This is a genomic window from Microcoleus sp. B4-C1 (assembly GCF_036705285.1).
Classification (GTDB): domain Bacteria; phylum Cyanobacteriota; class Cyanobacteriia; order Cyanobacteriales; family Microcoleaceae; genus Microcoleus.
In genome coordinates, this window is sequence record NZ_JAUBUC010000015.1 from 92,766 (window position 1) to 106,664 (window position 13,899).

The following is a 13,899-nucleotide window of genomic DNA, read 5'->3' on the forward strand; positions in this document are numbered from 1 at the left end:
CGATGATTTCGAGGGTGTCAGTAACTTAGAAGACAAAGCAGTTATCCCGGAAAATAACATTGCACTAATCGCCGACAGTTTTCTGGGTTCCCGCAACCTAGAAAATGAATATCTCGATGAACTTCCCGACGAAGTTGAAATGTCTTTGTTCGACCATTTAGAAGAATTGCGACAGCGACTTTTTTACTCGCTAATTGCAGTAGTAATCGCTGTAATCGGTTGCTTTTTCACAGTTAAACCTATCGTACAATTGCTAGAAGTACCCGCCGGGCCCGTCAAGTTTCTGCAACTAGCTCCCGGCGAGTATTTCTTTGTTTCTATCGAAGTAGCCGGATACAGCGGTTTGCTCATCGCCAGTCCGTTTATTTTTTACCAGATAGCGCTGTTTGTTCTCCCCGGCTTGACTCGCAAAGAACGCAGGTTGCTGGGGCCTGTGTTTTTCGGTTCGAGTTTCCTATTTTTGGGCGGTTTAGTCTTTGCTTACATTGCTCTGATTCCGGCGGCGCTCAACTTCTTTGTTAGCTATGGGGCTGATGTTGTAGAGCAGTTGTGGTCGATCGACAAATACTTTAAATTTGTGCTGCTGTTAATGTTCAGCACCGGCTTAGCTTTTCAAATCCCGATTCTCCAAGTATTGCTCGGTGTTTTGGGCATAGTTTCTTCCAACCAAATGCTTTCCGGCTGGCGGTATGTAGTCTTGGGAGCGGCAGTTTTGGGAGCGGTTTTAACGCCTTCTACCGATCCTTTAACGCAAAGTCTTTTAGGAGGTGCGGTGCTGAGCTTGTATTTTGGCGGGGTTGGTTTGGTAAAGCTTTTAGGGCGGTAAAAACTCCACCGAAAGATCGATCGACTCTCAGCAAAAAAATATAGAGACGCGATCGCCCGCGCCTCTATAATTACTAAAAGTTAAAATTCCACACCAAAGTTTTGTCAAAACTTTGATCCCGCGTAAAAGCAGGTAAAATCCCGCGACTTAAGGAGTGGAACACCCAAAATTTTAGACTAAGTTTCAAGCTCTCAGATTCAATACAAAAGTAAATCTAAAATCTAAAATCTAAAATCTAAAATCTAAAATCGACTGACTACATTCGGAACTGTTCGACTTCAGGAGTGTAGCCGATCGGCAAAATGTAATCCAGATTCTCGTGGGGACGAGCAATTATGTGATACGATAGCAACTTTCCGCCATCGACCTTTTTAACTGATTCAATTCCAGCAGCAACGGCTGCTTGCACTTCAGAGACATCTCCTCGCACTATAATTGTCCAGTAGGCGCGGGTTATTTTCTCATAGCGAACTAAAGTAACACGGGCTGCTTTCACCATTGAGTCCGCAACTTCTACTGCAGCGGGAAATCCTAAGACTTCAACCATTCCCAGTGCAACACCCATTACAACATTCTCCTAAATTTCACAAGATATCTGACACTCATTGTAGGTGAAATTGTTGACAGAAATTGGTTCGGATGATTTTGGTAAGCATGAAGGACGATCGCCCAAAATTAAAAAAGCCCCTAAAAAGCCCCACAAGCTGTTGCGGCATTTAAATCCCACAGCCCATAGCGCGCGCCGGAAATCCCGCCACACAAGAGCTGGTGCGAGCACAGATCGCGATCGCTCTAGTTTCTCAAAGCGGGGGGGGACGCTCGCACTCCGGTATCAAAAGGATGTAGCGCTTTGGTTTCCCCCGGCGCAGCCAAGCGGGGAGGCTCGCACTCCGGTATCATTCGGATCTAACTGGATTTGATATGACTGAGGGCTAATGACTGAGGACTGATGACTGAGGACTAATGACTGAGGACTAATGACTGATTCAAAACTCGTCTAGCAACCACTCCGAGGCTCTTTCACCCAAATCTAGAGGAACGCTGACAGCTTTACCCAAGCGCGGGCGATCGCGAGTAGTTACGATATATTCTCTCACCTGTTCTGTACTCCCCCAGCCGTTGAGGTAATTGGCCACCGCATCCAAATGCTCAAAATAATCAGCCTCCGTCATCGGAAAAGATGCCTGTTCTAGATATTTCCACATAACTTGCACAAAAATCTTGCCCCGCGTTCGCCGCAATCTGATATCGTAAGACTTTCCCCATTTTTCTAGCAGTAGCTGGTGTAAATCCTGGCCCGTCATGGTTGCTCCTGAGTTAATCCATTAAACAATAAAAGACAAAGTTCAAAAAATGTAATAATACTCTAATAAAGGCTGGAAGGCGCATTCTTAAAAGGAATTTTCGCGGCCTAAAATTTGTGCGAGCAGATTAACGGCAATTATCCTCCTTCCTCTGCACGTACAAGTTCGCTAACAGCTAACAAACAAACGTAACTTAAAACCGTAAAGGCAGGTCATGGCTCAATCTTCTGCTGGAAATCCCGATGTCCCCGATATGGGGCGTCGCCAATTTATGAATTTGCTGACGTTCGGTACAGTCACAGGTGTGGCACTGGGCGCACTCTATCCCGTTGTCCAATATTTTGTTCCTCCAGCGAGTGGGGCAGTTGGTGGCGGAGTGACAGCTAAAGATGCTTTGGGTAACGACATCATCGTTAGCGAATATTTGGCTTCGCACCCTGCGGGCGATCGCAGCTTAGCCCAAGGTCTCAAAGGCGACCCCACCTATGTTGTGGTGAAAGAAGACTTATCTCTCGCTGACTACGGCATCAATGCAGTCTGCACTCACTTGGGCTGCGTCGTGCCTTGGAATGTTAGCGAAAACAAGTTTATCTGTCCTTGCCACGGTTCTCAATACAACAATGAGGGCAAAGTGGTGCGCGGCCCCGCGCCTTTGTCTCTGGCCCTGGCCCACGCCACTGTCGCAGATGACAAAATCGCTTTTACAACTTGGAAGGAAACTGATTTCCGCACCGGCGAAGCACCTTGGTGGTCTTAAACAATTTTGGATTTTAGATTTTAGATTTTAGATTGGGGTCAGCGGTGAAAATCCAAGATAATTGCATCCCTAAAACAGTCTAATAATCCGAAATCCAAAATCCAAAATTCAAAATCTAAAATTCACGCATTGTCTGACCTTTGAGATTGAATACTCTAATGCCACAAACTAATTTATCTGCGATATTTCGCCGCAGTGCCAGGACGATCGCGAAAACAGCCTTAATTGCGATCGTAGCCGCAGGATTTTTCCTAACCAGCGACATCGCACTTCCCCAAGCAGCATTTGCTTACCCTTTCTGGGCACAGCAAACAGCACCCGCTACTCCCCGCGAAGCAACAGGTCGCATTGTTTGCGCTAACTGTCACCTCGGTGCAAAACCGACTGAAGTTGAAGTACCGCAATCTGTTTTGCCTGACACAGTTTTTGAAGCTATTGTCAAGATTCCCTACGATACTAGCGTGCAACAAGTTGTCGGCGACGGCAGCAAAGGTGGCTTGAATGTCGGCGCAGTTGTGATGTTGCCCGAAGGTTTCAAGATTGCTCCCGCTGACAGAATTCCCGAAGAAATGAAGGAAAAAGTCGGCGATCTTTACTTCCAACCTTACAGCGAAACCCAAGAAAATATTGTTTTAGTCGGCCCAGTACCGGGAGAACAGTACAAAGAATTGGTATTCCCAGTTTTGTCGCCGAATCCGGCAACTGACAAGTCCGTTCACTACGGCAAATACCAAATTTATGTGGGTGGCAACCGCGGCCGCGGTCAGGTTTATCCTACTGGCGAAAAGAGCAATAATACTGTTTACAATGCTTCGGTAGCTGGCAGCATTTCTAAGATTGCTCAACCGGAAGCTGGCGGTTATGAAGTGACCATTCAACCTGCAGAAGGTGCAGCAGTTGTTGATACGATTCCCGCAGGCCCAGAACTGATTGTTACCGAAGGACAAACAGTTGCAGCAGGCGAACTTTTGACCAATAATCCTAATGTGGGCGGCTTTGGTCAAAAAGACGTGGAGATTGTGCTGCAAAGTGCCGATCGCGTTAAAGGATTGATGGCTTTCGTAGCTTTGACCATGCTGGCTCAAATTATGCTGGTTCTCAAGAAGAAACAGGTCGAAAAAGTTCAAGCTGCTGAAATGAATTTCTAAACGCGGCTGTAATTAGTTGGGTAAGGTACTATGTGCACACCCAACTATTAGGTAAGTAGGGCGGGGAATCCCCGCCTTATTGTTTGATAAATAACCAGTAAAATAATGTCAATTGATGAGAAAATAGTTGAAGTAGGCCCGCTGCAATGGTTTTATCGGGAAACAAATCCGGTTAACGAAACTGGTAAACCCCCCGTACTGCTGCTGCACGGTTTGCCGTCCCAGAGTTTTACCTGGACTGTAATGATGCCGGATTTGGCGGCAAGCGGATTTAGATCGATCGCCCCAGATTGGGTGGGTTACGGGCGATCGACAAAACCAGACAAGCGCGACTTTGCCTACACTCCCGATGCTTTTGTTGACGCCCTCGCTGGCTTTATTCAAGCTATAGAATTAGACCGATTTTACCTCGTTGTCCAAGGATTTTTAGCTTCAGCCGGCATTCAATACGCTTTACGCAATCCCGATAAAATTGAGCGTCTAGCCGTTATCAATACACCAGTTTCAGGAAATATAAAATTGCCTTGGAAAATGCAGCAGTTGGGGCTGCCTTTTATTGGCGACATGATGACGCAAGACCCGCTTTTGGTTGACAGAACTCTCGAAGGTGGCAGCGGCCAGACAATATCAGACAAGGATTTAGATGTTTACCGCCGCCCGTTTTTGAAGAGTTCGGATGCAGGTCGATCGCTAATGAATACAGTCCGCAATATTCAATTGCCGCAGTCAATGGCCGAAATTGAATCCGGCTTGAAAGGATGGACTAGACCAACTTTATTTGTCTGGGGTTTGACAGATCCTTGGCTGAGTGTTGAACCTGTTCAAAAGCTAGTAGGTTCCCTGCAAAATGCAGAGTTAGTCACACTGGAACAAGCGGGGCATTATCCTCAAGAACATTGGTCAGAAAAAGTTGGCGATGCTGTGATAACTTTTCTGCGCCGCCAGGAGGTAAAATAATATTTTGTACATAACTCTCGGTGCTGGGTCAGCGAAGCAGAGCCAAAGCATCTGCGTTTTCAGGCAGAGCCTTGGAACGAACACGAGCAACCCCGTACCCGCCCTGTGCCCGCTCGCAACGAGCAATCTAAAATCTAAAATCTAAAATCTAAAATCGACATGACTCGTCCCCGTTCAATTTTTGCCTTGATGATGGCGTTTTTGATGGCATTTCTGGTTAGTTGCAGCAGTGTCGAAGCAAAAGTTCCAACGACTTACACAACAGCCCAAATCCAGCAAATTCAGCGCTATGTTCCTACTCTGACAGAGTTCCGATCGCGCATGGACAAATTGGGCACCCTAATTCAAAAACGGAATTGGGTTGATACCAGAACTTACATTCACGGGCCTCTAGGCGACTTGCGGAACACCATGAAAACCGTCTCTGCGAGTTTGTTGCCTAGTTCTCAACAACAAGCTGTTGATTTGACCAAGAGTTTGTTTGCCGATTTGGTTAACATCGATCTTGCTGCTAAAGACCTTGACTATGCAAAAGTCACGGCCAGCTATCAAAAAGCTGTCAGTGATTTCGATGCCTTCTTGCAGCTAATTCCTAAAGCTTAATAACTTTTGGGCTTGGCGTAGAGTGCCTACGGATAACCGAGAAGATTATTAGTGTCAACTTAAGCTTTGAGTCCGCCATTCCTCCCACTGACCCGACAGTCCGCCAGGGAATGAATTCCCTGTCTCATAGCGAAAGTCCTCTCAAAGAGGACTGAAGAACTCATTAGTCCTCATAGCTAGGACTTTCGCTTTGAGGCTCTTGTTTCAACCCCTGTCGGACTATGAGTTATACCTTAAGTTGACACCAATGCGAGAAGATAATCTGCTTCGTATGCACCCTAGGAAAAACTACAAGAAACTTCTATAAAATCTAAAATCTAAAATCTAAAATTGAATGGTTCGTGTTGCAATTATTGGTTGCGGTATTGTTGGGGCTTCGATCGCCTTTGAACTAAGTCAATTTCCCGAACTGAAAGTTACTGTGTTAGACAAACAGCCGCCGGCACAAGGTTCTACTGGCGCTGCACTCGGTGTTTTGATGGGAGTTATCAGCCACAAAACTAAGGGCAGAAATTGGCAGTTGAGGGAAACTAGCCTTCAGCGCTACGAAACTTTGATTCCAGAATTGGAAGCAGTTACGGGGCGAAAAATTCCTTTTAACAAACAAGGAATTTTAATGCTTTGTTCGGAGGGAGAGGATTTAAGTAAGTGGGAAAAGTTGATAGCAACTCGTGAGTCTCAAGGTTGGAAATTGGAACTTTGGGATCGGGAACGAGTGCGAGCTCGCTGCCCTCATCTATCTTTAAACGATCGGATTATTGCTGCGATTTATTCCCCTCAAGACCGGCAAGTCGATCCGACGGCGCTAACTTTGGCTTTGGTTGATGCTGCTAAACTCAAAGGAGTTAATTTTGAGTTTGGAGTGGAAGTTCAAGGCATTACTGAGTTGGATTCTCAGGTGTCTGAGATTCAACTCGCATCTTCCATTGCTGTCAATAAGTCTTGTGGAACAGGCATCTTGCCTGTTGCTGAAAATTTCGATCGACTAATTGTGGCGGCTGGTTTGGGTTCTGCTGCTGTGACTGCATCGTTAAATCAGTTGGTTGACATTCGCCCGGTGTTGGGACAAGCGCTGCATTTGCTGACGCCCCATCCTGTAGGAAACCCAGATTTTAGCCCGGTAATTACTTGCGATGACGTTCACATTGTGCCTGTGGGAAATCAGGAATTTTGGGTGGGGGCGACGGTGGAGTTTTCCGAAAATGGCGGGGAAATTCAGGCGAATGCTGATATGTTGGCGCAAGTGATGGCGAGGGCGAGATCCCTTTGTCCGGCCTTAGCATTCGCCTCAATCATCAGGAAATGGTCAGGATTGCGCCCGCGGCCGGAAGGGCGGCCGGCCCCAATTATCGAGACGCTTCCCGGTAACGATCGCATTCTCATCGCCAGTGGCCACTATCGCAACGGTGTTCTGCTGGCCCCTGCAACAGCGCGATCGATTCGAGAAATGATTTTGCAATAATTAACAAATGTTAATACAATCAAGATAGCCATTCATATCTTACATCTAAATATGTCCGACAAACCTTTAGGTAAACCGCGCTCTTTGTGGCGAGTAATTTTGCTGTCTGGAGTCAGCTTGCTGCTATATTACGGATGGTACAAATGGATTATTCAAGAAGAATTGCGTCGCTATAACGGCAGCGGTTGGTCGGGAACTCTTTGCTTGCTTCCCTTTGTTTTAGGAGTAGCCGTCCCCCAAGCTTTGCGGATATTCGATCCTGACGTTCCCGGATGGTTTGGTTGGTTTTCCTTGCTGGGTATTGCTTGGATTTACATCGTGCAGTTCAAACTTTACAAGACAGTTAATGAATTGTACCGCCAAGAAGGAATCAAAGAACCGCTAACAGTTTGGTGGCTTTTTGTACCCGGTTTAAATTTAGTTGTGGGCTTGCGGCAAATTCACTTTTTGAGCCAGTTTTGGGCGAGAAAACAGGGAATTGAAGTTAAGGATAACTTAGCCGAAAGTATTCCTTTTCTGTCAGCTAACGCTTAATCTGTATTAAGGCATCTGGACTTGTTGCTGCAATTTCTCTGGGATTTGCAGCGATCGCATCTACATATTCTATTCTCAAAGAGTTACGTGGACTTTTAACATCTCCCAAGTTTCCCGTTCCATGTTCAAGATATTGCCCACTTCTTGCCAAAGTTCATAAACCTTTAAATTTATGGGAATTTCTTCTTCAATGAGAATATCGCACAAAGTCTCTAACGCCAGATTCCACTCGCCCGCCTGAATATTTGAAACCATAAATTCTATTTGAGTGTCTGACAGTTGTGGTTTCACGATGTTAATGACCGAAAGCATCCAGGATACAAGCCCCCGGATTCATCCGTCCAGAAATAAAAAACCTGTATCCGATGAAACTTGCGCCCCGCATTTATCCGTGGGGTCAAGGCTTCAATCTAAAATCTAAAATCTAAAATCTAAAATCGATTGACTTCATGGAGTTTACTTTCTACAAGTTTATAGTCAAACATGATCCTATCTCCTTCTGGGAGCGATCGCGATCGGGCATTATGAGCCAAGCCACTTGAGAAAAGGAACCGGGTTTCTCACCTACTCAATACTTTGAATTAGTTTAATGTTATTTCTCAGCCATTCATTGACCAAAACTTGAACCTCAATCTTTTTATGCTCAGCAATCTTAGTCACAAATTCCTCGACATCTGGTTCGAGATAAATGGGATAATGAAACGTAGCATCAGGATGGTAAAACTTGCCTTGCTCTGATGAAGAAAAGTCATACTCTGATTTCATAATTTCCTCTCTTGATAAGCTTGGGTTTCAGTGAAATTAGCTTTGCGGGCTGAAATTATCCGAATTATACAGGAGGTGCGATCGGTTTGTTCAAAGGTGTGGATGACAACCCTTAAAGTTCCTGTTTCATCTAAGCCTATGGTAATCCATCTATCTTCATCTTGACTGTGTTCTTCATCATATATTGTTAATTGAGAACGATCGCGGAAAACAGTTGATGCCAAACGAAAATTTAATTGATGCTTGCGAATATTTTGCTTTTATTTGGCGGGATTCCAATCAAAGTTATAATCCAAGGCAATTTATTATGGTAAACGAAGCTGCAATTAAATTATAACATAAATTATGAGTTAATGACTTTATGGAGTTTACTGCCAACAAGTTTGTAGTCAAACATGAGTTTATCTCCTTTTGAATTCGATCGCGATCGGGCCTTATGAGCCAAGCCACTTGAGAAACGTATAGCGGAATCTTGTCTGGCGACTTAAATCCTGGTAAGTGACTCCTGGAATCGCGCACATTTTAATCTTAATATTGCTGAACTTAGACTGCACTTCCGATTCCAGCTTGTCGAGAAGTCTTAGATACCCGACTTTGTGAATAAGTCGGATATCTGGGTATTATTCACCAGAACCGATTTGGCAAATCCGCCAAAATGAGTTTTAGTTCCGGTTCATTAACCCGCTTAATTGCTTTAGGAATACTTACCCACTGCCGCTTTCTCTTGCTAGCTTCCGGCCAAATTTCTAGAACTGCTTGCACTTGCATTAAAAATACTTCTACCTGACAAGTATAGCCGGACTTTTGATACTCGTAAGTTCCCAGCAAATCCGGGAAGACTTTACCCAACAAACCTGCTTCTTCCCAAGCTTCCTTGGCAGCAGAATCTTGGGGAGTCATGTCAGGTTCAATTAATCCTTTGGGAATCACCCAGCGCTTGCTAGCCGAAGAAGTAATCAGCATTACTTCAATTTGTCCGTCTTGAATGCGATAGGGAATTACCCCTGATTGATCGACCAGTAAAGCGATTTTTATACTCATGATTTCTGCAATATTTCTGGCTGCAAAATCTGCTGCAACTTGATTGACATAGGACTAAAGAAACCGGGTTTTTTGCCGACTCTCCGGGCTACAGCGCAGGATTTTCGTAAAAAACCCGGTTTCTCGCCACCCGTGCATAACTCCGATTAATAGCTGCCAACTAAACAATAAAAACTGCACGCCTGATTTTCTACACTTCCCAAGTTGAGACAGCAATAAATTGGATAATAAACATATTTGGCTTTTCCTGTCTGTCGAAAATAGGAAATTCCCCTGCACTCCCACTGAACAATAATATTATTATAATAAATTCGCCAAATCCTCTACCGACAAGCAGATAAAAGCCGATCGCCAATATCTGCCTTTATCTGCGTCGGTAGGATTTTACACCTAATCTTTCTTCGCCTTAGCCTCCAAATTTTCCATCCGACTCCTCAAATCTTGATTCTCCTTTTTCACCTGGTCTAATTCCTCCCGCAACTGCTTTACCGCTGCATCAGAACCAGCATTTTTCTGCACTCTTTGCACAGCTTCATCAGCCATGCGGCGGACGCGGCCATCGGGAGTTTGGTCAGCTAAAGAACGCAAAATGCGAATGGCTTTGCGAGTTTGCATTTGTCCTAATCCCACTACTACAGAGACTTGAGTCAAGAAAAACGTCTCTTTAGATAATTCTGCCAATCGCTGCAAAATCCGTTCTAAATTGACCTTCGTTTGACCAGTCGAAATTGTGCCCAAAGAGCGAATTGCAGCCAAGCGCAAAGCTTGCGGAGTACCGGCGGCTGTGTATTTCAAAATTAAATTCAGCGCATCTTCAGAAGTTTTCATCTGCGCCAAACCGGATATCGCACCCGATCGCACTACCTCATTCCACCCCTGACGCTCTTTGAGCACCAATTTTAACTCTTTGAGTACCTGTTCGTCGGTCGGTTTTTCGTCGGGGTTAGCTGCTGAGATTCCGCCAATAGCAGTCGCTGCTGCTGCTTCTACATAATAGCTGTCGTCGCCTTTTTCGACGATCGATCTCAGCGCTTTATAAGTTTCGTGAGTTTGGATTTTACCCAGCGCATTCACCACAGCGCGACGAACACGAGCATCTTTATCTTTTAAACCACTTACTAAACCTTCAAAAACTTGGTCGAGTTTAATTTCAACTAACTGACCGGCAACTTCGGCCCGTACTGCCCAGAACGGCTCTTTCTTGAGAACTTCTGACAGCGTTTTCACCGCTTCCAGTCCTCCCTTTTTCGCCAAAGCTTGGGCAGCGTAAATCCGGGAAACCGGGTCTGGATCGAACTGCAACTGAGCTTTTAGTTCCGCAACTCCATACTCTAACGCTACAGTTTTTAAGTATTTGTTGCCGACATCAAAACTGATAAATGCAGGCTTCTCTTCGAGAGGGAAATAGAAGCTTTGCTCGCGCTCATGCACTCGGACTGTGAAAGTTTTTAGGTTAGCAGTAGAACGTACATAACTGTCATCGTCTGCTTCTTTTTCTGGCTTGTAACCGAAGCCGATCGGGATTTTCAAATCGAATACATCTTTGCTGTTGCTGTTGCCATTCTTGCTATCTTTTACCTGAGTTTGGGTAACAGTAACTTTTGCTAACTTGCTGTCGCCATCCCAGGAATAAGCAACTTTATAATCGGGATGACCGCCGCGATAAACGTACTGGTCAAACAAAAACATGAGATTGCGACCAGTAGCCTTTTCTATCGCCCTGAGCAAATCGATCGTTTCTACAGTTTTGTGAGCGTTATCCCGCACAAAAGTGTGAATTGCTTTGTAAAATAATTCGTCGCCCAACTCGGCGCGAATCATGTGATAGACGCAAGCGCCTTTTTCGTACAAATGGCGATCGTACAATTCAATGGCTTCGCGATAAACGTGAGTGACTATGGGGCGGCGGTAGCGGGAACTATCTTCAGCTAAATAATTGCGGGCTTCATTTAACATATAGTAAGCCGCGTCTTCTTTGCCGTATTCTTTGTCAGTCCACAGCACCTCGGAATAAGAAGCCATGCCTTCTTTTAGCCAAGCATGAGACCAATGTTTAATTACTACTAAATCACCGAACCACTGGTGAGCCAATTCGTGGGCGACTAAGCTTTCAGTACCTCGATTGTCGAGGCTGGCGCGTTCGTCTAACAAGCACCTATCTGTTAGCAAAGTTGTCGAAGTATTTTCCATGCCTCCGAAGATGAAATCATCGACGCAGACTTGAGCATATTTGGGAAAAGGGTAAGGATAGCCAAATGCTTGAGAGAAGAATTCAATCATTTGAGGCGTTTTGCCCATGCTGCGCTTAGCGTCTGCTTCGCGGCTTCTTTCCACGTAATAATTAACTGGTTTGCCGTTCCATTCGTCTTTGATTTCGGCAAAATCTCCGACGGCTAAGGTCATTAAGTACGTCGGGTGTACCTGGGTTTGGGACCAGTGATAAATTTTATCGTCGCCTTCGTTTTTTGTACTAATTAATTCGCCGTTGGAAATAGCAAAAAGTTGTCTCGGAACTTGCACTCGAATTTCTGAAGTAGCCAACTGTCCGGGATAGTCGAAACAGGGAAACCAGAAACGGGAATCTTCGTCTTCGCCTTGAGTCCAAACTTGAGTGGGTTTGTCTGGATAGTGTTTGTCCGGGCCGACGAAATAAAGGCCACGTTGGGGTTTTTCGACCCAGTAGTCGATCGCAATTGTAATTGGTTGGTAAGCTTCTGTTGGTTCGTGTAGTTGAATTTGCAGCACTTCGCCATCGCTGTCGAAATTTTGCTCAATTTCGCCGACTTTTACTGATTTAATATTCAGGTTGACAGCATCTAAGGTTAATTTGTCAATACCGCTGCGGACTGGATTGATGCGGATGCTGCAAGTGCCACGAAAGCTTTGTTTGGGAATATTCAGCACTAAGTCGAGGAAAATATGCTCTACTTGACCAGGGCGATCCGGATTGTAATGCGGCCGAGCACCGGGCATCTCAAAGGATTTGTGAGCGTTTTCAGAATCGAAGTAAGTATTTGACATTGTGATGGCAAAGTTGTGAGTCGAGCGGCGATCGCTGGCAGCGCCGATCCGGCTGAACTGCCAGCTTATTATAGAGTAGCGCGTCCTAGCTGCTGTTGTCGCTAATTTGTTAAAAACTGGGTCTATCGTTGAGGGGATGGAAAATATGATTTTTTCGTTACAATAGTCAGCAAGGTTAATGTCTGCAATCATCAGCCTGTAATTGAAATTGAGAGGGAAATCTGTATGACAGCTACACTATCAGTTCCCAATTCCATCGAATCTTGGCTTGGCGACGAAGCCGAAGACTTGCTCACCCATCAAGCAAAAGTTTCTAAAGATTTTTTGCACCTGCCTGGCCCGGATTGGGTCGATCGCATTTTTGCTCAAACCGATCGATCTCCTCAAGTTTTGCGATCGCTTCAGCAACTCTATTCTAGCGGACGCTTGGCAAATACCGGCTATTTATCCATCCTGCCCGTAGACCAAGGAATCGAACACTCGGCGGCCGCTTCTTTTGCACCGAATCCCATCTATTTTGACAGCGAAAACATCATTAAATTAGCAATTTCGGCTGGCTGCAATGCTGTCGCGACAACCCTGGGAGTTTTGGGAAGCGTATCTCGCAAGTACGCGCATAAAATCCCTTTTATTGTCAAACTCAATCACAACGAGTTGCTGACTTATCCCAATCAATACGACCAAATAATGTTTGCTTCCGTCGAGCAAGCGTGGAATTTGGGAGCAGTTGCAGTCGGAGCAACAATTTATTTTGGTTCCCCGGAATCGACGCGACAAATCCAAGAAGTCAGTCAAGCTTTTGCACAGGCTCACGAATACGGAATGGCGACTATTCTGTGGTGCTACCTCCGCAACGATATCTTTAAACAAGACAAAGATTATCACGTTGCAGCCGATTTAACCGGGCAAGCAAATCACTTGGGAGTGACAATTCAAGCTGACATTATCAAGCAGAAATTGCCCGAATGCAACAACGGCTATGCAGCAGTTGCTAAAGCAAGCGACAAGAGTTACGGCAAAACCGACAAGCGCGTTTATTCCGATTTGACAACGGATCACCCGATCGATCTAACTCGCTATCAAGTGCTCAACTGTTATGCGGGAAGGATGGGTTTAATTAACTCCGGCGGTGCTTCCGGTAAAAGCGATTTTGCAGAAGCAATTCGCACGGCGGTAATTAACAAGCGTGCTGGCGGCTGCGGCTTAATTTCCGGTCGCAAAACTTTTCAGCGTCCCTTTGAAGAAGGCGTAAAATTGTTCCACGCCATTCAAGATGTTTATTTGTCGCCTGAAATCTCGATCGCCTAAAAATTTCCCGCACTCAATATCACCACCTAAACCTAGGGTGCACTAGGCGCACAAATCCCCCTCAACGTAAGGTGCAGAGTGTGCACCTTACGTGATTAAAATTCTTTAATCTAAGGATCGCGAATTAAATAACTTACAATTTTAATTGTTATTGTGGGATGGGCGTCCCGCCC

16 protein-coding genes are annotated in these 13,899 nt (G+C 45.3%); 9 read left to right on the forward strand and 7 right to left on the reverse strand.

Features of this window, described 5'->3' with window-relative positions:
- Positions 1–43 precede the first annotated feature (43 nt).
- Entirely contained in the window at positions 44–826 is a 783-nt protein-coding gene (gene tatC / locus QUB26_RS08860) for a twin-arginine translocase subunit TatC (RefSeq protein ID WP_445299595.1), read from the forward strand.
- 256 nt (positions 827–1,082) lie between these two features.
- Here the strand turns inward: tatC and QUB26_RS08865 are convergent, their stop codons facing one another.
- Entirely contained in the window at positions 1,083–1,391 is a 309-nt protein-coding gene (locus QUB26_RS08865; RefSeq protein WP_333044070.1) for a carbon dioxide-concentrating mechanism protein CcmK, read from the reverse strand.
- A gap of 55 nt (positions 1,392–1,446) precedes the next feature.
- Here QUB26_RS08865 and QUB26_RS08870 point away from each other — a divergent pair, with 55 nt between their 5' ends.
- Entirely contained in the window at positions 1,447–1,746 is a 300-nt protein-coding gene (locus QUB26_RS08870) for a hypothetical protein (RefSeq protein ID WP_333302458.1), read from the forward strand.
- A gap of 66 nt (positions 1,747–1,812) precedes the next feature.
- On the opposite strand, the gene QUB26_RS08875 is transcribed toward QUB26_RS08870, so the two are convergent.
- On the reverse strand, positions 1,813–2,130 hold the full coding sequence (locus QUB26_RS08875; protein ID WP_333036983.1) for a DUF3067 family protein: 318 nt from the start codon (positions 2,128–2,130) through the stop codon (positions 1,813–1,815).
- A 214-nt stretch (positions 2,131–2,344) separates the two neighbouring features.
- Here QUB26_RS08875 and petC point away from each other — a divergent pair, with 214 nt between their 5' ends.
- From petC to QUB26_RS08905, 6 genes are all read left to right on the forward strand, one after another.
- Entirely contained in the window at positions 2,345–2,887 is a 543-nt protein-coding gene (gene petC / locus QUB26_RS08880; RefSeq protein WP_333238736.1) for a cytochrome b6-f complex iron-sulfur subunit, read from the forward strand.
- 158 nt (positions 2,888–3,045) lie between these two features.
- On the forward strand, positions 3,046–4,035 hold the full coding sequence (gene petA, locus QUB26_RS08885; protein ID WP_333238738.1) for a cytochrome f: 990 nt from the start codon (positions 3,046–3,048) through the stop codon (positions 4,033–4,035).
- Positions 4,036–4,140: 105 nt separating this feature from the next.
- Complete coding sequence (locus tag QUB26_RS08890) at positions 4,141–4,992, forward strand: alpha/beta fold hydrolase (protein ID WP_333238740.1); 852 nt, start codon at positions 4,141–4,143, stop codon at positions 4,990–4,992.
- Positions 4,993–5,151: 159 nt separating this feature from the next.
- Positions 5,152–5,595 (forward strand): photosystem II protein PsbQ, encoded by a 444-nt coding sequence (gene psbQ / locus QUB26_RS08895; RefSeq protein WP_333238742.1) that lies wholly within the window; start codon positions 5,152–5,154, stop codon positions 5,593–5,595.
- Between the two features lie 334 nt (positions 5,596–5,929).
- Positions 5,930–7,057 carry an FAD-dependent oxidoreductase gene (locus tag QUB26_RS08900; RefSeq protein ID WP_333238744.1) on the forward strand — a complete coding sequence of 376 codons (1,128 nt, stop codon included), beginning with the start codon at positions 5,930–5,932 and terminating at the stop codon, positions 7,055–7,057.
- A 51-nt stretch (positions 7,058–7,108) separates the two neighbouring features.
- Positions 7,109–7,591 (forward strand): hypothetical protein, encoded by a 483-nt coding sequence (locus QUB26_RS08905; protein WP_333124045.1) that lies wholly within the window; start codon positions 7,109–7,111, stop codon positions 7,589–7,591.
- A 75-nt stretch (positions 7,592–7,666) separates the two neighbouring features.
- On the opposite strand, the gene QUB26_RS08910 is transcribed toward QUB26_RS08905, so the two are convergent.
- The 5 genes from QUB26_RS08910 to QUB26_RS08930 form a co-directional block, all read right to left on the reverse strand.
- On the reverse strand, positions 7,667–7,882 hold the full coding sequence (locus tag QUB26_RS08910; RefSeq protein ID WP_333144454.1) for a MafI family immunity protein: 216 nt from the start codon (positions 7,880–7,882) through the stop codon (positions 7,667–7,669).
- Between the two features lie 273 nt (positions 7,883–8,155).
- Positions 8,156–8,356: a hypothetical protein gene (locus QUB26_RS08915; RefSeq protein ID WP_333144455.1), complete on the reverse strand. Its 201-nt coding sequence runs from the start codon at positions 8,354–8,356 to the stop codon at positions 8,156–8,158.
- Complete coding sequence (locus tag QUB26_RS08920; protein WP_333238868.1) at positions 8,353–8,607, reverse strand: BrnT family toxin; 255 nt, start codon at positions 8,605–8,607, stop codon at positions 8,353–8,355. Before QUB26_RS08920 ends, QUB26_RS08915 begins: the two co-directional genes overlap by 4 nt.
- Positions 8,608–8,980: 373 nt before the next feature.
- Positions 8,981–9,397 carry an NUDIX hydrolase gene (locus QUB26_RS08925; protein ID WP_333055295.1) on the reverse strand — a complete coding sequence of 139 codons (417 nt, stop codon included), beginning with the start codon at positions 9,395–9,397 and terminating at the stop codon, positions 8,981–8,983.
- Between the two features lie 390 nt (positions 9,398–9,787).
- Entirely contained in the window at positions 9,788–12,418 is a 2,631-nt protein-coding gene (locus QUB26_RS08930; RefSeq protein ID WP_333238870.1) for a M1 family metallopeptidase, read from the reverse strand.
- 225 nt (positions 12,419–12,643) lie between these two features.
- Between QUB26_RS08930 and QUB26_RS08935 the strand changes: the two genes are divergently transcribed.
- Entirely contained in the window at positions 12,644–13,726 is a 1,083-nt protein-coding gene (locus QUB26_RS08935; RefSeq protein ID WP_333238748.1) for a class I fructose-bisphosphate aldolase, read from the forward strand.
- Positions 13,727–13,899 lie beyond the last annotated feature (173 nt).

Bases quoted from the DNA above. Each gene is read 5' to 3' on its own strand.
- petC (WP_333238736.1), top strand. From the start codon at position 2,345: ATGGCTCAATCTTCTGCTGGAAATCCCGATGTCCCCGATATGGGGCGT.
- QUB26_RS08915 (WP_333144455.1), bottom strand. From the start codon at position 8,356: ATGAAATCAGAGTATGACTTTTCTTCATCAGAGCAAGGCAAGTTTTAC.
- QUB26_RS08890 (WP_333238740.1), top strand. From the start codon at position 4,141: ATGTCAATTGATGAGAAAATAGTTGAAGTAGGCCCGCTGCAATGGTTT.
- QUB26_RS08900 (WP_333238744.1), top strand. From the start codon at position 5,930: ATGGTTCGTGTTGCAATTATTGGTTGCGGTATTGTTGGGGCTTCGATC.
- psbQ (WP_333238742.1), top strand. From the start codon at position 5,152: ATGACTCGTCCCCGTTCAATTTTTGCCTTGATGATGGCGTTTTTGATG.
- QUB26_RS08865 (WP_333044070.1), bottom strand. From the start codon at position 1,391: ATGGGTGTTGCACTGGGAATGGTTGAAGTCTTAGGATTTCCCGCTGCA.
- QUB26_RS08925 (WP_333055295.1), bottom strand. From the start codon at position 9,397: ATGAGTATAAAAATCGCTTTACTGGTCGATCAATCAGGGGTAATTCCC.
- QUB26_RS08935 (WP_333238748.1), top strand. From the start codon at position 12,644: ATGACAGCTACACTATCAGTTCCCAATTCCATCGAATCTTGGCTTGGC.
- QUB26_RS08875 (WP_333036983.1), bottom strand. From the start codon at position 2,130: ATGACGGGCCAGGATTTACACCAGCTACTGCTAGAAAAATGGGGAAAG.
- QUB26_RS08905 (WP_333124045.1), top strand. From the start codon at position 7,109: ATGTCCGACAAACCTTTAGGTAAACCGCGCTCTTTGTGGCGAGTAATT.
- petA (WP_333238738.1), top strand. From the start codon at position 3,046: ATGCCACAAACTAATTTATCTGCGATATTTCGCCGCAGTGCCAGGACG.
- QUB26_RS08930 (WP_333238870.1), bottom strand. From the start codon at position 12,418: ATGTCAAATACTTACTTCGATTCTGAAAACGCTCACAAATCCTTTGAG.